Raw genomic sequence first — 16,887 nt, 5'->3', positions numbered from 1 at the left:
CGGGGTAGGGGGTGCCTCGCGGGGGCTGGGAGGCGGTCGTCGATGACGCCTCGTCCTGATCAGGGCTCACGTGGGGACTCACTCTGCTCACTTCCGGGGCCCGGTTCCGGGCCCGACAGTCAGGCCAAAGCAAGGGTCTGAAGGCGTCCTCCGGGGGATGCCGACGTGCGTGCTGCGAGGGGGAGGGGCGCCGTCGGCCCTGGAGCGGCGTCCTCACGAGCATAAGGGTGCCCGGCGGCGCTTTCCCCGCGAGGGGGAGAGCGCCACCGGGCACCCGTGGTGTCGCGATCAGCGCGCGAGGCGCCTCACCTGAGCTTCGACCGCGGCCTCACCTGCGGTTCGTCCGCCGGCTCGGCCGCCGTCTCACTCGCTGTCGAGCCCGCTCTGCATCGACTGGACCTCCTCGGCCGTGGCGCCGATCACCTTGTACGACGCGTGCTTGTAGAAGGTCCCGCCGCTCGCCTTGGCCCAGCTCGTCCACGCGCTGCTGCTGACGCGGCAGCTCGCCCACTGCGGGGTGGAGCTGGTGAGCGTGATGCGGGTGGTGCAGTTGCCGAGGTCCCGGCCGGTCAGCGTGCCGGCGGTGATCCGGAACCGGACGTCGATGGTGACCGGCGTCTCCACGTCGTACGGCGGACGGATCTTGGCCTCGACCGTGCAGCCGGAGTCGCCGTTGCAGCCGCCCCGCTTCCACTCGGAGACCCTCGGCTGCGCCGAGCCGTTGAAGGAGTCCTTCAGCTCGCCGATGTTCGTCCGCATCGTCGAGATGATCGACGACGCGTCGCCGGCGCTCTTCGGGGTCACGTCCACGCGGACGCGCGGGGTGGTGGACTCGAAGCGCAGCAGCTCGGCGTCGTCCTCGTCGCTGATGTAGATCGTGGACGAGAACGAGCTGAACTTCAGCGCCTTCTCACCCTGCCACGTCGTCTCGAGCGGCTTGATGGTCGACGACCTCGCGGAGCGCATCTTGCTCGCCAGCGCCGCCGGGGTCAGCTGCTCCTTGAAGTCGACGTTGATCTCGTCGGGGTCCAGCCGGCCCCACTGCTCGCCGGAGGTCAGGTAGAACGCGTCGTCGGAGGACGAGATCTCCCGCTTCCAGTAGGACTGGTCGGCCTTCACGAACAGCTTGCCGTCGGCCGACAGGACGGTGACGCGGTTGCCGCTCCAGGTGACGTCCCCGGCCGCGCGGCCGCCCCGGGTGACGTTCAGCTCACCGCTCAGCGTTCCGGCGCCGCCGAAGGTGCCCTTCAGCCCCACGGCGCGGGCCGCGGCCATGCTGGTCGCCGCGGCGGTCAGCTTCTCCTCGGGCGTCTTGCCGCTGTTCGCGGTCACCACGAACACCACGACGCCGATGAGAACCAGGACCACGAGGCCGCCGCCGAGCAGCGCCGCGATCAGCGCGCCACCGCCGCCGCTGCGCCGGGGCGGCGGCATGCCCGGGCCCATCGGGCTGCCGGGCGGCGGTGGAAAGAACGGTGGTGGTGTGCCCGGGCCGCCGAAGCCGCCGGGCGGTGGCGGCGCTCCCGGCCCGCCCACTCCCCCGGGCCCACCTGGGCTTCCGGGTCCGCCCGGACCGGGTCCGCCCGGCCCAGCGGGCGGTGGCGGAGGCGGCCAGGAGGCACCGCCCGGGGACTCCCACCCCGGGGGCGGCGGAGGGTTGCTCATCTGGTCACGTCCTTCCAGGTCAACTGACCCCAATGCCAAGCCTAGTCTGCAGTAAAACCATGACATCGCGCGCCTCGGATGTGGAGGTACACGGTCACATTCCCCCGGACGCCGTTGCGGGGGATACTTGGTACGACGCAGGCGAGGAGGATCTGGTGCATAACTATTTCGACACATATGTCGTCGTAGTCGTACTGCTCATCGTCGGTGCCGGGATCGTCGTCGGCGGCCTCGCCGCGAACCGGATGCTGCGTCCGCACCGTCCGACGGCCGAGAAGCTGACCACGTACGAATGCGGCGTCGACCCCGTCGGCGAGGGCTGGGCGCACTCGTACGTGCGGTACTACGTGTTCGCCTACCTGTACGTGGTGTTCGCCGTGGACGCCGTGTTCCTCTTCCCCTGGGCGACGGTCTTCTCCGCACCCGGATACGGCGCGACGACGCTGGGGGAGATGTTCGTCTTCCTGGCGTTTCTCGCCGCCGGGCTCGCGTACGCGGGCAAGAAGGGCGTCCTGTCCTGGGTCTGACCGTCCCGGGTACGGCGTCCGGTCCGGATTGATCCGCTCGAGCCTCTGGCCAGACGGCGGCGGGCTGTAACAATGCTCCCGTGGGCACTATCGATCTACCTCCGCCGAGCGTCGGGCCGCTGTCGCGGCTGGCGCCGAAGCCGGTCAAGTTCGTGCTCAACTGGGGACGCCGCTACTCGCTGTGGGTCTTCAACTTCGGCCTGGCCTGCTGCGCCATCGAGTTCATCGCCACCTCGATGAGCCGGCACGACTTCATCCGGCTCGGCGTCATCCCGTTCGCGCCCGGCCCGCGGCAGGCCGATCTGATGGTCGTGTCCGGCACCGTCAGCGACAAGATGGCGCCCGCCGTCCGCCGCCTGTACGAGCAGATGCCCGAGCCGAAGTACGTCATCTCGTTCGGTGCCTGCTCCAACTGCGGCGGTCCGTACTGGGACTCCTACTGCGTGACGAAGGGCGTCGACCAGGTCATCCCGGTGGACGTGTACGTCCCCGGCTGCCCGCCCCGCCCGGAGGCGCTGCTGCACGGGATCGTCCGGCTGCAGGAGAAGATCGCGGGCGAGTCGCTCGGCGACCGCTACGCCGCGAACGGGCTGGGCGGCGAACCGGTGTCGCCGCCGCCCGCGCCGCGCCCGCTGTCGGCGACGGTCCTGCGCCGTCCGATCCAGCCGCCGCCCCCGGAGGCCACCCCGGACGGCGCTGCGGAGGGGCGCGAAGACCCCAATGGGGCGGGTCCGGACGACGAGACCGTGCCCGTCTGGCACCTTGGCGACACCGAACCCGACGCGTCGGGCGAGGGCTCCGAGGCGGCGACGGCCGAGACGGCCGAGGTTCCGATACTCGACGCGCCGGCCGCGGAGCCCGACGCGCCGACCGTGGAGGTGCCGGTCGTCCCGGAGATACCGCCAGGTGTGCACCCGGCCGACGACGTGACCAGGCCCGATCTGCCCGTGGCCGACGACGGGGCCGCCGAGAACGATCACGATCCGTCGATCATCCCGGGGCTGACCGACGACGGCCACGACGACGAGATCGGACGCGACCGGTGAGCGCCGGGCCGGCGGGACAGCCCGTCCAGCAGGCGCTGGTGGACGCCTGGACCGCCCGCTTCGGCGACGAGATCACCACCGAGGAGACGTTCGGCGGCCTCGCCGTCGGGGTCCCGCACGAGCACTGGCTGGACGCGCTGACCTTCGCCCGCGACGACCTGTCCTGCGGCTTCTTCGACTGGCTGACCGGCGTGGACGAGCTGGACGAGGGCTTCGCCGTCGTCGTCCACGTGTACTCGCTGGAGCGCCGCCACCATCTGTTGGTCCGGACGCGCGTCTCGAAGTCGGCGCCCGTCCTGCCGACGGCGACGGGCGTCTACCGGGGGGCGGAGTGGCACGAGCGGGAGACGTCGGAGATGTTCGGCGTGCTGTTCGAGGGCCATCCGAACCTCGTCCCGCTGCTGCTGCCGGACGGGTTCGAGGGCCATCCGCTCCGCAAGGACTTCGTGCTCGCCGCCCGCGTCGCCAAGGCGTGGCCGGGCGCCAAGGAACCGGGCGAATCGGGCCACGGCGCGCCGAGCCGCCGCCGCGTCCGGCCGCCGGGCGTGCCCGACGAGGGCGCCTGGGGCGCCGCGGCGGAACGCGCGGGCCGCACGGAACGCACGGGCCGCCGGAGCGAACCTTCCGCGGGCTCGGAAGGGCCGGAAGGGGAGGCGACCGATGCTTGAGGTCGTCGTCAAGCTGGCACTGGTCGCCGCCGCGTTCGCGCTGCTGCCGCTGCTCGTCGGGCAGGCCGAGCACAAGGTCATGGCCCACATGCAGGGCCGTCTCGGCCCCATGTACGCGGGCGCCTTCCACGGCTGGGCACAGCTCGTCGCAGACGGCGTGAAGTTCGCGCAGAAGGAGGACGTGGTCCCGCGCGACGCCGACCGGTGGGTGTTCAAGCTGGCCCCTGGCGTGGCGCTCGTCCCGTACCTGCTGGTCCTGCTCGTGATCCCGGTCGGGCCCGGCGGGCAGGTCGCGCTCGACCTCGGGCCGGGGATCTTCTTCGCGCTCGCCGTCATGGGCGTCGGCGTCATCGGCGCGATCATGGCGGGCTGGGCGAGCGCGAACAAGTACTCGCTGCTCGGCGGGATGCGCGTCGCCGCGCAGCTGATGTCCTACGAGCTGCCGATGGTGTTCGCGGCGTCGTCGGTGGCGATGGCGGCCGGGACGCTCTCGCTCCAGGGCGTCGTGGACGAGTGGCGCTGGTACTGGCTGCCCTGGCAGGCGATCGGGGCCGTCGTGTTCTTCGTCGCCGGGCTCGCCGAGCTGCGCCGCCCGCCGTTCGACATGCCGGTCGCCGACTCCGAGATCATCTTCGGCCCGTACACGGAGTACGGCGGGCTGCGGTTCGCGCTGTTCCTGCTGGCCGAGTACGCCGGGATCGTGGTGCTGTGCGGGCTGACGACGGTGCTGTTCCTCGGCGGCTGGAAGGGCCCGTTCCTTGACACCGAGCTCGGCTGGCTCTGGACGCTGATCAAGGTCGGCGTGCTGGCGTTCCTCGTGATCTGGCTGCGGGTCAGCTACCCCCGCATGCGCGAGGACCAGCTGCAGAAACTCGCCTGGGCGTGGCTGGTGCCGCTCTCGCTGGCGCAGCTCGCGCTCACCGGCGTCCTCAAGGTCGCCCTCTGAACCCCTGACCGCCCGCTGAACCGCTGACCAGGGCCGGTCACGTGAGGAAGATGGTGAAGTCGGCCATCTCCGGGAGGACGTCCGGCGGGATGTCGGCGTCCACCGCCATCTCCTCGGCGGACACGAATCCGCCCTGCTCCTCGCGGCGGCGGACGACCCGCTCCGCCAGCTCGGGCGTCATGCCGGGCAGCGCGGCGAGGATCTCCTCCGGCACGTGGTTGACGTCCACGAGCCCGCCGTCGTCGTAGGTGCGGGGCACGTCCGGGCGGCCGATCCGCAGCTCGCGGGCGAGCGCAGGGTCCTCGGCGGCGAGCGCGCGGGCCTCCTCGCGCAGCGACCTGCGGTACTTGGCGACCTCGATCGCGTGCTCGTTGAGGCGGTTGCGCGGCACCTCGCGGGGGAAGACGGACGACCGCACGGCGAACGCGTGCGCGGTGCCCGCGATCCACAGCAGGACCGCGACGAACGTGCCGAGCACGATGAGGACCGGGTTCTCCATCTGCAGGAGCGTGATGACTCCGGCCGTCCCGACGCCGTATCCGGCCGCCGTCGCGCCGAGGTTCCACGACCCCCGCCGGATGGCCGCGTACAGGAACGAGATCGGCGTCCCGTACCCGAGCGTGATGAACGGCACGAACGCCCACAGGATCCCGCGTGCCGTCTCGCTCGGCGCGATCGGGGCGGGCGGCATCGGCGGAACCGGCGGGACGGGCGGCCCCGGATACGGGGGACGCCAGCCGGCCGGCCCGCCGTACGGCCGCTGTGCGGGGCGGCGCCGAGGGTGGTCCGCGTGCTGACTCACATGCCCTCCCTGCCCGCGACCCCCGCCATGACCTCGGGGCCTATGCCTGGTTGGACGAACGCGAACCCGAGCGCGTTCCCCCGGAGGCGATCGTGCGCAATCATGGGGCGCGTGGGACGGCTACCAGGAGGCGGGCTGGCCAAGGGGCTGGCGGTCACGTTGCGAACGATGACGCGGCGTTCCATAACGCGTCAATACCCGGAAGTGCAGCCTGATCTGCCTCCGCGCAGCAGGGGCGTCATCGCGCTTTTCGAGGAGAACTGCACCGTCTGCATGCTGTGCGCCCGCGAGTGTCCCGACTGGTGCATCTACATCGACTCGCACAAGGAGACGCTCCCGGCCGAAGGCGCCGGACGGCCCCGGACCCGCAACGTCCTCGACCGGTTCGCGATCGACTTCGCGCTCTGCATGTACTGCGGGATCTGCATCGAGGCGTGCCCCTTCGACGCGCTGTTCTGGTCGCCGGAGTTCGAGTACGCCGAGTACGACATCGCGGAGCTGACCCACGAGAAGGACCGGCTGCGGGAATGGATGTGGACGGTCCCGCCGCCGCAGGCGCACGACCCGTCCGCCGAACCGCCGAAGGAAGTGGCCGCCGCGGAGAAGGCCGCCGCCCGGGGCGCCCGCCCTCCGCGAGGGGAGCGGACGTGAGCGAAGCGGACCGGGAGGGGTGCGGGGCCGCCTCCCGCGGCCCCCGCGGGAGGCGGGCATGAGCGGCCAGGAGATCGTGTTCGCGCTGCTCGGCGTCGTCGCCGTCGGGGCCGCGATCCTGGTGGTGACGACGCGGAACCTCGTCCACGCGGCGCTGTGGCTGGTGGTGTCGTTCGGCGCGCTCGCGGGCGGCTACCTCGTCCTCACCGCGGAGTTCGTCGCCTGGGTGCAGGTGCTGATCTACGTCGGCGCGATCGTCGTGCTGCTGCTGTTCGGGATCATGCTGACGCGGGCGCCGATCGGCGAGTCCGCCGATCTCGACTCCGGCAACCGGTGGGCCGCTGCTGCCGTCGCCGTCGCCACCGCCGCCGCCCTGGTGACCGTGGTGGTCATGGGGTTCCGGGACGAGCGGATGCCGCTGCGCGCGGGCGGCGGCTCGGCGGAGGAGCTCGGCGCCGCCGTGTTCCGGACGTGGGTGCTGCCGTTCGAGGTGCTGTCGGTGCTGCTGCTCGCGTCGCTGGTCGGCGCCATCGTCCTGTCCCGCTCCGACATCCGCGCCCGCCCCGAGGCCGGGGCCGCCGCGGATGAGGAGGGCTGATGCATCTCGCCTACCCGACGGTCGTCGCCGCGCTGCTGTTCTCCGTGGGCGTGTACGGGGTGCTGGCGCGCCGCAACGCGATCCTCGTCCTGATGTCGGTCGAGCTGATGCTGAACGCGGTGAACCTCAACCTCGTCACGTTCGACATCTGGTACCGGGACCGCCTGCACGGCGGGCAGGTCCTCACGCTGTTCACCATCGTGATCGCGGCGGCGGAGATCGGGCTGGGCCTGGCGATCGTCCTGCTGGTGTACCGGAACCGGCAGATGGTGGACGTCGACCGCCTGCGCGCCCTGGCGGAGGACCCGTCCCGTCCCGCCGAGCCCGCCGCTCCCGCTGAACCGGAGGCCGAACCGGAGGCCGAACCGGAGGCCGAGGCGGTCGAGGAGGCCGCCCCGTGATCTGGCTCGCCTCGCTGGTGGCCCTGCTGCCGTTCCTCGCCGCGTTCGCGGGGATGCTGCTCGGCCCGTCCCTGACCCGCCTCCTCGGCGGCCGCCCCGGCGGCTCGGCCCCGCTTCGCAACGGCCCCGCGCTGATCGCGTGCCTGCCGATCGCGGTGTCGCTCGTCCTCGCCGCGTTCGCCGCGTTCGCCGTGTGGCGCGACCCCGGCGAGCGGACGGGCACGCTCACGCTCATCGAGACCGGCTCGGTGCCGATCCGGGTCGGGCTGCAGGTGGACGGGCTGTCCGCCGTCGTCGGCCTCATGGTCTGCTGCGTCGCGCTCGCCGTGCAGGTGTACTCGATCGCCTACATGAGGGACGACAGGCGCTACTCGTCCTACGCCGCGTTCATTTCGCTGTTCACGGCGGCGATGCTGCTGGTCGTCTACGCCGGCGACCTTCTCATCCTGTACGCGGGCTGGGAGGTCATGGGCATCTGCTCGTACTTCCTGATCGGCCACCACTGGGAGGACCGGGCGAACTCGCGGGCGGCGGTGAAGGCGTTCCTCGTCACCCGGCTCGGCGACGTCGGCTTCCTGATCGGGATCCTGGTCCTCGGCATCGGCGCGGGCACGTTCGAGATCGACGAGATCCTGCGCAAGGCCGGCGCCCTCCCCGACACGACCGTGACCGCGGCGGCGCTGCTGCTGCTCGCGGGCGTCGCGGGCAAGAGCGCGCAGTTCCCGCTGCACACCTGGCTCCCGGACGCGATGGCGGGCCCGACCCCGATCAGCGCCCTCATCCACGCGGCGACGATGGTCGCGGCGGGCGTCTACGTCGTCGCGCGGCTGTACGCGGTGTTCGTGGCGGCCCCGGCCGCGCTGGCGGTGCTCGGTGTCGTCGCGGTGATCTCCATGGTCGGCTCGGCCCTCGCGGCGCTGGCGCAGGACGATCTGAAACGCGTCCTGGCGTATTCGACGATCAGCCAGCTCGCCGTGATGGCCGCCGGGCTCGCGGTCGGCGCCGAGTCCGCCGCGATCTTCCACCTGCTGACGCACGGCGCGTTCAAGGCGCTGCTGTTCCTCGCCGCCGGATGCGTGATCGTCGTGGCGGGCTCCAACATGCTGGCGCACTACGGCGGGCTCCGGCGCGGCATGCCCATCACGTTCTGGTCGATGACCGTCGGCCTGGCCGCGCTCGCGGGCGTCCCGCCGTTCAGCGGCTGGTTCAGCAAGGACTCGGTCATCGAGGCCGCCCAGCACGCCGCCCTCCACGGCGGCGAATCGTCCTCCGCGTTCACCGCCCCTACCGGTTGGTTCGCATACACACCCCTTTACGTGGAGCGGGCGGATCCTGTCGCGCCGCTTCCGGAGGTGGCATACCGGACGACCCACGTGGACGTGCCGGGCGGGGTGGCGTGGCTGGTCTATCTGGGGTTGCTGCTGACGGTCGCGCTGACGGCGGCGTACGCGATGCGCGCGTGGCTGATGACGTTCTTCGGCGAGCCGCGCGGGACGTACGAGGTCCGCGAACCGTCCAGGTTCATGTCGTGGACGGTCGGCGTGCTGGCCGTCCCCGCCGCGATCCTCGGTTTCTTCGGGCTCGGGGCGGAGGAACTGCGCCCGCACGTGGGGGCCGCGCTGCTGAGCCTCCTGCTGGTCGTGCTCGGCGGCGGTGCCGCGTTCCTTGTCTGGAACCGTGACCCCGCACTGGATCCTGCGCGCGCGCTTGGCCCGGCCCGTCCGGTCTTCGCGCGGGCCTTCTACGTGGACGAGCTGTACGCGATGGCGATCGTCCGGCCCGTCCAGGCCCTGGCCCGCCAGGTCGTGGTCTTCGACGGCCGCCGCGTGGACGGCGCCGTCGTCGGGGCCGGGCGCGGCGCGCGACGGCTCGGCGGGATCCTCCGCGTCCCGCAGAACGGCAACGTGCAGAACTACCTGACCGGCCTGCTCGCCGGTGTCGTCGTCATCGTGGCCGGGGTGGTGATCTTCCTGTGATCTTCGTGCTCATGATGGCGATCCCCCTGGTCGGGGCGCTGGCGATGCTCGTCCCGGCGAACCGGTTCCTGCGCACCGACGTCGCGGTCCGGGTGTTCGGGACGGCGGTGTCCGGCGCGACGCTGCTCGTCGCGATCTCCGCCGCGACGGCGTTCGACTTCGGCGCCACGTCCCGCATGCAGCTCGAGGTCGACCGCGAATGGGCCTCCGCGATCGGGCTGCGCTTCCACCTCGGCGTGGACGGGATCTCGCTGCCCCTCGTCGTCCTGACCGCGCTGCTGACGTTCCTGTGCTTCCTCTACACGCTGCGCCACCCGCCGGAAGGCGGCCGGATCCGGCTGCTCACGGCGCTGCTGCTCGTCCTGGAGATCGGGCTGATCGGCACGTTCGCCGCCCTCGACCTCGTGCTGTTCTTCGTGTTCTTCGAGACCGTCCTGATCCCCATGTACGCGGTGATCATGCTGTGGGGCGGGACGGGCCGCCGCGCCGCCGCCACCAAGTTCATCCTGTATACGCTCCTCGGCTCCGGCCTGCTCCTCGCCGGGATGCTGCTCGTCGGCGCGAAGGCGGGCACGCTCGACATGACGGAGCTGGCCGCCCGGCACGGTTCGGGCCTGTCGCACGGCCTGCAGGTCACGGCGTTCGCGCTGATGGGCCTCGGGTTCGCGGTCAAGGCGCCGATGTGGCCGCTGCACACCTGGCTGCCGGACGCGCACACCGAGGCCCCGACCGTCGGGTCCGTGCTGCTCGCCGGGGTGCTGCTGAAGATGGGCACGTACGGGCTCGTCCGCGTCGCCCTTCCCCTCGCACCGGACGGAGCGGAGTTCTGGGCCCCCTGGCTCGGCCTCCTCGCCGTCATCGGGATCATCTACGGCGCGCTGGCCTGCCTCGCCCAGCGCGACCTGAAACGGATGATCGCCTACTCCTCGGTCGGCCACATGGGCTTCGTCCTGCTCGGCATCGCGACGCTCACCCCGGTCGGCGTCAACGCCGCGCTGTTCGGCAACATCGCGCACGGCCTGATCACCAGCCTGCTGTTCTTCCTCGCCGGGTCGGTCAAGGAACGCTGGGGCACCGCCGACATGAACGCGCTCGGCGGCGGCATGCTCGGCACGTCCCCGCGGCTCGCGTCGATCCTGACGTTCGCGTCCGTCGCGTCGCTCGGCCTGCCGGGCCTCGCCGGGTTCTGGGGCGAGATGCTCGCGCTGCTCGGCGCGTACCGTCCGCACGCCGACCTGCCGCGCGAGACGTTCGTGACGTTCATGGCGGTTGCGGCACTGGGCGCGGTGCTCACCGCCGCGTACTTCCTGCGCATGCTCTCCAAGCTCACGCACGGCCCGTCCGACGGCACCGCTGAGCCCCGGAACGTCCCGGCCCTCAGCGGCCCGGCGGCGGTCTCGGTGCAGGAGTACGCGGCCTGGACCCCGCTGATCGCGCTCACGCTGCTCGTCGGCCTCTGGCCGAAGACCCTGCTGGACGTGACCACCGAGCCCGTCCGCGCCCTGTTCGGAGGCGGCTGATGATCCAGAGCATCGACTACGCGGCGCTCGCGCCGCCGCTGATCCTCGCCGTCGCCGCGATCGGGCTGCTCCTCGCCGACGCCTTCGACGCGTCCCGCCGCGTCCTGTCCCTGCTGAGCGGCGGTGCGCTCGCCGCCGCGCTGATCGCCGTCGTCGCCCTGGCCTTCGGCGACCGCCGCGACACCCTCTGCCTCCCGGACGGCCTGCGCGGCAACGGCCCGCGCTCCTGCTCCTACGTGGCCGACGACTTCACTCTCCTGTTCCAGGGCATCGTCCTAGGCGCCGCGGTCGTCGTCGTCCTTCTCTCCCTGCAAGAGATCACCGACTCGAAGATGCCGGTGGGGGAGTACCACTTCCTCCTTCTCGCCGCCGTCATCGGCGCGCTCACCCTCGTCGCCGCCCGCGACCTCGTCCTCCTCCTCGTCGCGCTGGAGACCCTCTCCCTGCCGGTGTTCGCGCTCGTGGCCCTCCGCCGCTACGACGGGACGGCGTCCGAGGCCGCGCTGAAGCTCTTCCTCGTCTCCGTGGTCTCCACCGCGGTCATGCTGTTCGGGATCAGCCTCGTGTACGGCGCGACCGGTGCCATGCACCTCGACCGCATCGCCCCCGCGCTGTCCCGGCTGCCCTCGGACCTCGACCCGGTCGCCACCGCCGGCTCCGTCCTCGTCCTCGCCGGGTTCGCGTTCAAGGTCGCCGCCGTCCCGTTCCACTTCTGGGCGCCGGACGTCTACCAGGGCTCCCCGCTGCCCGTCGCGGCGTTCCTGTCCGTCGTGTCGAAGGCGGCCGGGTTCGCGGGCCTGGCGATCGTCCTGGCGCTCGGCCTGCCCGCGTACGCGCACGTGTGGGGTCCGGTGATCGCCGTCATCGCCGCCCTCACCATGACCGTCGGCAACCTCGTCGCACTCCGCCAGCGGACCGCGATCCGCCTCCTCGCCTGGTCGTCGGTCGCCCAGTCCGGCTACATGCTCGCGCCGCTGTCGGTCGGCGACGACCGGCTCCCGGAGGCCGTCGCCGCCACCACCGCCTACGTCGCCCTGTACGCCGTCATGAACCTGGGCGCGTTCGCCGTGGTGATCGGCTTCCGCCGCCGCACCGCGCCCCTGAGCGCCTCGTGGGACGCCCTCGACGACTACCGCGGCCTCGCCCGCCGCAGCCCCGCCGTCGCCACCGCCCTCGCGTTCTTCCTCATCTGCCTCGCCGGCCTGCCGCCCGGCGTGATGGGACTGTTCGCCAAGGTCGTCGTGTTCCGCGCCACCGTCGCGGGCGGCGTCACCTGGCTGGCCGTCGTGATGGCGATCAACACGGCGATCGGCCTGTACTACTACCTCGTCTGGGCCGTCCGCCTGTTCACACCCGCGTCCGGTCCGTCCTACGACCCGGCGCCCGGGTTGCCCGTCCGCGCCGCGATCACCGCAACTGCCACCGCCGCGCTTGTACTCTCAGCCGCCCCGCAAATCGTCCTACAAACGGTGACTCAAGCCACCTAATGGGAACGTTGACCCAGGTCAACCCGTTATTAATCATGCGGGGTCCAACGGGGAGGCAGGCGGAAGTGCAGTTCAACGGCGTCAAGACGGCGGCGCTGATCGGCACGCTGTCGGCGTTGATGCTGGCGGCCGGATGGCTGATCGGCGGCGGCGCCGGGCTGACGATCGCGCTGATCATCGCGCTCGCCACCAACGGCGTCGCGTACGTGTTCAGCGACCGGATCGCCCTGCGCTCCATGCGCGCCCACCAGGTCGGCGAGGTCGAGGCGCCGATGCTGTACCGGCTCGTCCGGGAACTGGCGACCTCCGCGCACCAGCCGATGCCGCGCCTGTTCGTCTCCGAGACCCGGCAGCCCAACGCGTTCGCCACCGGGCGCAACCCGCGCAACGCCGCCGTCTGCTGCACCCGCGGCATCCTGCAGATGCTGGACGAGCGCGAACTGCGCGCCGTCCTCGGACACGAGCTGTCCCACGTCTACAACCGCGACATCCTCATCTCGTCCGTCGCCGCCGCCATCGCCACCGTGATCACCTACCTGTCCCACCTGGCGATCTTCATCCCGATCGGCCGCTCCGACGACGACGAAGGCCCCGGCCTCTTCGGCGCCCTCCTGATGCTCGTCCTCGGCCCGGTCGCCGCCGCCGTGGTCCAGATGGCGATCAGCCGCACCCGCGAATACTCCGCCGACGCCGCCGGTGCCCGCCTCACCGGCGACCCGCTCGCCCTCGCCTCCGCCCTCCGCAAGATCGAGGCGGGCACCCGCGCCATGCCGCTGCCGCAGGACCCCGAACTCGCCACCACCAGCTCCCTGATGATCGCCAACCCGTTCGCCGGCGCGGGCATCGGAAAGCTCTTCTCCACCCACCCCCCGACCGCCGACCGCATCGCCCGCCTGGAACGCATGGCCGGCCACCGCCGCTAGGCGCTCGGCCCCGCCGCCGCTAGGGCGCCGTAAGGATCATCGGCCCCGCCGCGGTGATCGCCACCGAATGCTCGAAATGCGCCGCCCGGCTCCCATCGGCGGTCGCCACCGACCAGCCGTCCTCCAGAACCCGGGTCGCGTCCCGCCCGCTCTCGGTGACCAGCGGCTCGATCGCGATCGTCAGCCCTTCCCTGATCTTCATTCCGCGCCCGGGACGCCCCTTGTTGGGCACGGACGGATCCTCGTGCATCTCCGTCCCGATCCCATGCCCGCCGGACCCGTCCGCGATGCCGTACCCCGCCGCCCTCGCCGTGCCCTCGATGGCCGCCGCGACGTCCCCGATCCGGTTCCCGGGCACGGCCGCCGCGATGCCCCTCTCCAGAGCGGCCCGAGTCGTCTCGATGAGCCGCAGACCATCGCCATCGGCCGTCCCGACCATGAACGAGATCGCCGCGTCGCCGCAGTACCCCCCGATCTTCGCCCCACCGTCGACCGTGACGAGATCCCCGTCCTTCAGCACGGCCCCGTCCGGGATGCCGTGGACCACCACGTCATTGACCGACACACAGATGTTCGCCGGATACGGCATCGGCGCCCACTGGGGCTTGTAGTGCAGGAACGGCGACGTGGCGCCATGCTCCTTGAGCACCCTCCCCGCCACCGCGTCCAGCTCGGCCAGCGCCACACCGGGCTCCGCCACGTCCCGCGCACTCGCCAGAATCCGGGCGACGATCCGCCCCGCGTCGCGCATGAGCTCCCACTCCCGTGGGCTTCGATAGGTCACCATGCAGAAGATTTTAATACCAGTATTACAATGCTCGCATGGTCCGTACCCCGCTCACCGACGAACAGCGCGACCGCGGCAAGGCCCTCGGCCAGATCCTCCGCGCCGCCCGAGGCCCCCGCCCGGCCGCCGCCGTCGCCGCCGAGGCCGGCATCTCCCTCGACACCCTCCGCAAGATCGAACGCGGCGCCATCGCCGTCCCCGCGTTCTACACCGTCGCGTCCCTGGCCCGCGTCCTGGACATCGACCTCACCGACCTCGCCAAGAAACTGGCTGAATTCGACCGAACCATCCCGGAGTCAGCGGCGTCATAACACCCGAGAGCGCGCCGGCCACTTCTGCGGGGGATGGGGCCGGCGCGCTCCCTACGTCCTACCGGTAGTTCACGAACTGCAGGGCCACGTCAAGATCCTTGCCCTTGAGCAGCGCGATGACGTCCTGCAGATCGTCCTTCTTCTTCGAGCTGACCCGCAGCTCGTCCCCCTGGATCTGCGCCTTGACGCCCCGGGGCCCCTCGTCCCGGATGATCTTGCCGATCTTCTTGGCGTCCTCCTGGGCGATGCCCTCCTTCAGCGCCACGCCCAGCTTGTGCACCTTCCCCGACAGCTTCGGCTCGCCCGCGTCGATCGCCTTCAGCGAGATCCCCCGCTTCACGAGCTTGTCCTTGAACACGTCCAGCACCGCGTTCGCCCGCTCCTCCGTGTTCGCCTGGATCTCGATCGACTCCCCCGACCACTTGATCCCCGCGTCCACGTTCCTGAAGTCGAACCGGTTCGCCACCTCCTTGGCGGCCTGATTCACCGCGTTGTCGACCTCCTGCCGGTCGAGCTTGCTCACGATGTCAAAGGAACTATCGCTCATCGCACACATCCCCTAACCAGCCCTGTTCACGACCCAGAGAGCCTAGCGCCCGCCGATCAAGCCCACACCCGGCTCGATGTCACACCCGCTCCCACCGTCCGCTATCCTTTCCAGTGCCGTCGCGACAGCGACGCCACGGCGGGTTGCCCGAGTGGCCAATGGGAGCGGACTGTAAATCCGTCGGCTTAGCCTACCCAGGTTCGAATCCTGGACCCGCCACCCCATCAGAAACAGCCTCTGACCTGTGCAAACGGTCGGAGGCTGTTCGCGTTCCAAGGTCCGACGCATGCAGCCAGATGCCACCGAACGCCGCCGGATGTCACTGGTCTCCGGAATATGCGCGGAATGAATCCGAGCGTGTCCCCGTAGGGCGCGCCGGGAACGGCGAAGGGGCTCCGGCGCAAACCGAAGCCCCTTGAGGGTAGGTCGGATCAGTCATCGAGCGCATCGTCGATTCGCTGGTTCGCCCGGTCGTGCTGGCCCAGGACGCACTTCGCGTAGACCTGCACCAATGGCCCGCACGCTCGGCGACCTCAGTTGCCGGAACACCGGAGTTGAGGCGCAGCGAGACCCGCGTGCCGAAGGTCTGTCGATTACTGCTTCGGTTGGTAGACGTGGACGACGATGCCCGAGGCGAACGGTGTGGACCTCACCAGCTTCAGGTGGCTGGTGTCGAACCCGTCGAAGAGGCGCTCGCCGCTGCCGGACACGACGGGGAATATCCAGAAGTGGTACTCATCCACCAGCTTGTGTTCCAGGAGCGTGCGGTCGAGTTCTCCGGTCCCGTACTTCAGGATGTTCTTGCCCGGGAGTTCCTTCAGCTTGGCGACCTCGGTGGCGACGTCGCCCTCGATGATCGTGGCGTTCCACGTGGCCTGCTCCTGCTTCAGACTTCTGGAGGCGACGTGCTTGGGGAGGGCGTTCATCCGGGAGGCGTAGTCGCCCTCGGACCGCTCCATCTGTGGCCAGACCTGCGCGAACGCCTCGTAGGTCACACGTCCCAACAGGAGGGCGTCGGAGGCGGAGAAGAGTTCATCGCTGTATCCCGAGTGCTCCTCGTCCCAGTAGGGCGGGCCCCACTTCTCCGGCGAAGAGATCACTCCGTCTAGTGTCACGAACGTCGACTCGACGAGCTTTCGCATGGTTCCTCCGTGTTGATCCGGTCTCGAAGGCGATCGGCCTGCCCGGCCTGCCGCTCATGTGCCTTAAGGATGGCGGTACCGGTTTACGGTTTGTTTACGGCTCCAGAGCGCCGGAAGGCTGAGCCTCACACGGGAGCCAGAGCAGAGGCAGAATCGTTGACGACCACGAGCATGCCGGACGCCGCTTCTAAGCAGGTCGGCGCCCGTGAGGTTCCAAGAACATGACGGGCTGTGAATCCGTCGGCTCAGCCTACCCAGGTTCGAATCCTGGGCCCGCCACCCACCAGGAACAGCCCCTGACCTGTGCAAACGGTCGAAGGCTGTTCGCGTCCCATGCCCCCCGGCCAGCCGCCGGAGGCATCCGTTCGCCAGTGGTCGCGGAACGTTTGCGGATGGGATCCGGTGCGTTCCGCAGGTCACCGTGCCGGCCATCGTGCCTTCGTCGCGTCGACCAGTCGGCGGCAGCGTACGGGTCCCGCGCCGTCGCCCAGAGGCCGGGTCCGGTGGGGACTAGCCAGGAACGGCGATCGCACGTCACGCGTGCGGCCGCCCCGTGAGCCGCCTCTTACTCCCGCCGGTTCGGCCGCATGGGCCTCGGGCACCCCGGAGCACCTGTTGTCGGGACAGCGGAAGCGTATCTCCCCAGGAAATTCGAACGCGTCTCCGGTAGGACACGCCGACTTCGTGAAGCAGGGCGCGTACTGCCACGGGTCCCCAGACTCCGAATGGCATGACGTTCCACGAGACGGATGGCGGGACGGTCCTTCGTCCGCCTCGAACGTGGTCAGGTACGCCTCACCCGATGTGCTCTGGAGGGAGAAGACATTTAGCGAAGAAGCAGGCCGGGGGGTTCTTGGGTGCACATCTGCTCGCCGGGGAGGCGGGGGCGG

Annotated in this window: 17 protein-coding genes and 1 tRNA gene; 13 read left to right on the top strand and 5 right to left on the bottom strand. The window is 70.7% G+C overall.

Annotation, left to right across the window (positions count from 1 at the left end):
- Positions 1 to 363: 363 nt before the first annotated feature.
- Positions 364 to 1,536, bottom strand: a complete 1,173-nt coding sequence (locus ETD83_RS29430) for a hypothetical protein (protein ID WP_230421274.1) — start codon at positions 1,534 to 1,536, stop codon at positions 364 to 366.
- 284 nt (positions 1,537 to 1,820) lie between these two features.
- Between ETD83_RS29430 and ETD83_RS29425 the strand changes: the two genes are divergently transcribed.
- From ETD83_RS29425 to ETD83_RS29410, 4 genes are all read left to right on the top strand, one after another.
- On the top strand, positions 1,821 to 2,192 hold the full coding sequence (locus tag ETD83_RS29425; protein ID WP_230421273.1) for an NADH-quinone oxidoreductase subunit A: 372 nt from the start codon (positions 1,821 to 1,823) through the stop codon (positions 2,190 to 2,192).
- A gap of 80 nt (positions 2,193 to 2,272) precedes the next feature.
- The gene (gene nuoB / locus ETD83_RS46315; protein ID WP_138648467.1) at positions 2,273 to 3,238 is read left to right on the top strand and encodes an NADH-quinone oxidoreductase subunit B; all 966 of its coding nucleotides are present in this window, start codon (positions 2,273 to 2,275) and stop codon (positions 3,236 to 3,238) included.
- Positions 3,235 to 3,906 (top strand): NADH-quinone oxidoreductase subunit C, encoded by a 672-nt coding sequence (locus ETD83_RS29415; protein ID WP_230421272.1) that lies wholly within the window; start codon positions 3,235 to 3,237, stop codon positions 3,904 to 3,906. The genes nuoB and ETD83_RS29415 overlap by 4 nt, the downstream gene beginning before the upstream one ends.
- Positions 3,899 to 4,852: a complex I subunit 1/NuoH family protein gene (locus ETD83_RS29410; RefSeq protein ID WP_138648466.1), complete on the top strand. Its 954-nt coding sequence runs from the start codon at positions 3,899 to 3,901 to the stop codon at positions 4,850 to 4,852. The genes ETD83_RS29415 and ETD83_RS29410 overlap by 8 nt, the downstream gene beginning before the upstream one ends.
- Before the next feature lie 37 nt (positions 4,853 to 4,889).
- Here the strand turns inward: ETD83_RS29410 and ETD83_RS29405 are convergent, their stop codons facing one another.
- Entirely contained in the window at positions 4,890 to 5,654 is a 765-nt protein-coding gene (locus ETD83_RS29405) for a ComEA family DNA-binding protein (protein ID WP_138648465.1), read from the bottom strand.
- Positions 5,655 to 5,858: 204 nt separating this feature from the next.
- Between ETD83_RS29405 and ETD83_RS29400 the strand changes: the two genes are divergently transcribed.
- From ETD83_RS29400 to htpX, 7 genes are all read left to right on the top strand, one after another.
- The gene (locus ETD83_RS29400; protein ID WP_230421271.1) at positions 5,859 to 6,305 is read left to right on the top strand and encodes a 4Fe-4S binding protein; all 447 of its coding nucleotides are present in this window, start codon (positions 5,859 to 5,861) and stop codon (positions 6,303 to 6,305) included.
- A gap of 58 nt (positions 6,306 to 6,363) precedes the next feature.
- A complete protein-coding gene (locus tag ETD83_RS29395) occupies positions 6,364 to 6,903 on the top strand; it encodes an NADH-quinone oxidoreductase subunit J family protein (protein WP_138648463.1) in 540 nt (179 codons plus the stop codon).
- Positions 6,903 to 7,304: an NADH-quinone oxidoreductase subunit NuoK gene (nuoK, locus tag ETD83_RS29390; protein ID WP_138648462.1), complete on the top strand. Its 402-nt coding sequence runs from the start codon at positions 6,903 to 6,905 to the stop codon at positions 7,302 to 7,304. Before ETD83_RS29395 ends, nuoK begins: the two co-directional genes overlap by 1 nt.
- Complete coding sequence (locus tag ETD83_RS29385) at positions 7,301 to 9,280, top strand: NADH-quinone oxidoreductase subunit 5 family protein (RefSeq protein ID WP_138648461.1); 1,980 nt, start codon at positions 7,301 to 7,303, stop codon at positions 9,278 to 9,280. Before nuoK ends, ETD83_RS29385 begins: the two co-directional genes overlap by 4 nt.
- Positions 9,277 to 10,800 carry a complex I subunit 4 family protein gene (locus tag ETD83_RS29380; protein WP_329602986.1) on the top strand — a complete coding sequence of 508 codons (1,524 nt, stop codon included), beginning with the start codon at positions 9,277 to 9,279 and terminating at the stop codon, positions 10,798 to 10,800. Before ETD83_RS29385 ends, ETD83_RS29380 begins: the two co-directional genes overlap by 4 nt.
- Positions 10,800 to 12,287, top strand: coding sequence for an NADH-quinone oxidoreductase subunit N (locus ETD83_RS29375; RefSeq protein ID WP_138648460.1), 1,488 nt, complete (start codon positions 10,800 to 10,802; stop codon positions 12,285 to 12,287). The genes ETD83_RS29380 and ETD83_RS29375 overlap by 1 nt, the downstream gene beginning before the upstream one ends.
- A gap of 65 nt (positions 12,288 to 12,352) precedes the next feature.
- On the top strand, positions 12,353 to 13,210 hold the full coding sequence (gene htpX / locus ETD83_RS29370; protein WP_205717948.1) for a zinc metalloprotease HtpX: 858 nt from the start codon (positions 12,353 to 12,355) through the stop codon (positions 13,208 to 13,210).
- Between the two features lie 19 nt (positions 13,211 to 13,229).
- Here the strand turns inward: htpX and map are convergent, their stop codons facing one another.
- A complete protein-coding gene (map, locus tag ETD83_RS29365) occupies positions 13,230 to 13,997 on the bottom strand; it encodes a type I methionyl aminopeptidase (protein WP_138648458.1) in 768 nt (255 codons plus the stop codon).
- A 35-nt stretch (positions 13,998 to 14,032) separates the two neighbouring features.
- On the opposite strand from map, the gene ETD83_RS29360 reads away from it, so the two are divergent.
- Complete coding sequence (locus ETD83_RS29360; protein ID WP_138648457.1) at positions 14,033 to 14,308, top strand: helix-turn-helix domain-containing protein; 276 nt, start codon at positions 14,033 to 14,035, stop codon at positions 14,306 to 14,308.
- Between the two features lie 58 nt (positions 14,309 to 14,366).
- Here ETD83_RS29360 and ETD83_RS29355 read toward each other — a convergent pair whose 3' ends face one another.
- Positions 14,367 to 14,855, bottom strand: coding sequence for a YajQ family cyclic di-GMP-binding protein (locus tag ETD83_RS29355; RefSeq protein ID WP_138648456.1), 489 nt, complete (start codon positions 14,853 to 14,855; stop codon positions 14,367 to 14,369).
- 137 nt (positions 14,856 to 14,992) lie between these two features.
- Here ETD83_RS29355 and ETD83_RS29350 point away from each other — a divergent pair.
- A tRNA-Tyr gene (locus ETD83_RS29350) sits at positions 14,993 to 15,074 on the top strand.
- A gap of 374 nt (positions 15,075 to 15,448) precedes the next feature.
- Here the strand turns inward: ETD83_RS29350 and ETD83_RS29345 are convergent.
- Positions 15,449 to 15,997, bottom strand: a complete 549-nt coding sequence (locus ETD83_RS29345; RefSeq protein WP_138648455.1) for a dihydrofolate reductase family protein — start codon at positions 15,995 to 15,997, stop codon at positions 15,449 to 15,451.
- Between the last annotated feature and the right edge of the window lie 890 nt (positions 15,998 to 16,887).

This window comes from Actinomadura soli (genome assembly GCF_005889715.1).
GTDB lineage: Bacteria > Actinomycetota > Actinomycetes > Streptosporangiales > Streptosporangiaceae > Spirillospora > Spirillospora soli.
The sequence above is the reverse complement of the archived record's forward strand: the minus strand, read 5'-3'. Positions and strand labels throughout refer to the sequence as shown.

What these genes read in the sequence shown, in the direction of transcription:
- ETD83_RS29410 (WP_138648466.1), top strand. Translation starts at nt 3,899, where the DNA reads ATGCTTGAGGTCGTCGTCAAGCTGGCACTGGTCGCCGCCGCGTTCGCG.
- nuoK (WP_138648462.1), top strand. Translation starts at nt 6,903, where the DNA reads ATGCATCTCGCCTACCCGACGGTCGTCGCCGCGCTGCTGTTCTCCGTG.
- ETD83_RS29345 (WP_138648455.1), bottom strand. Translation starts at nt 15,997, where the DNA reads ATGCGAAAGCTCGTCGAGTCGACGTTCGTGACACTAGACGGAGTGATC.
- ETD83_RS29355 (WP_138648456.1), bottom strand. Translation starts at nt 14,855, where the DNA reads ATGAGCGATAGTTCCTTTGACATCGTGAGCAAGCTCGACCGGCAGGAG.
- ETD83_RS29375 (WP_138648460.1), top strand. Translation starts at nt 10,800, where the DNA reads ATGATCCAGAGCATCGACTACGCGGCGCTCGCGCCGCCGCTGATCCTC.
- ETD83_RS29360 (WP_138648457.1), top strand. Translation starts at nt 14,033, where the DNA reads ATGGTCCGTACCCCGCTCACCGACGAACAGCGCGACCGCGGCAAGGCC.
- ETD83_RS29395 (WP_138648463.1), top strand. Translation starts at nt 6,364, where the DNA reads ATGAGCGGCCAGGAGATCGTGTTCGCGCTGCTCGGCGTCGTCGCCGTC.
- map (WP_138648458.1), bottom strand. Translation starts at nt 13,997, where the DNA reads ATGGTGACCTATCGAAGCCCACGGGAGTGGGAGCTCATGCGCGACGCG.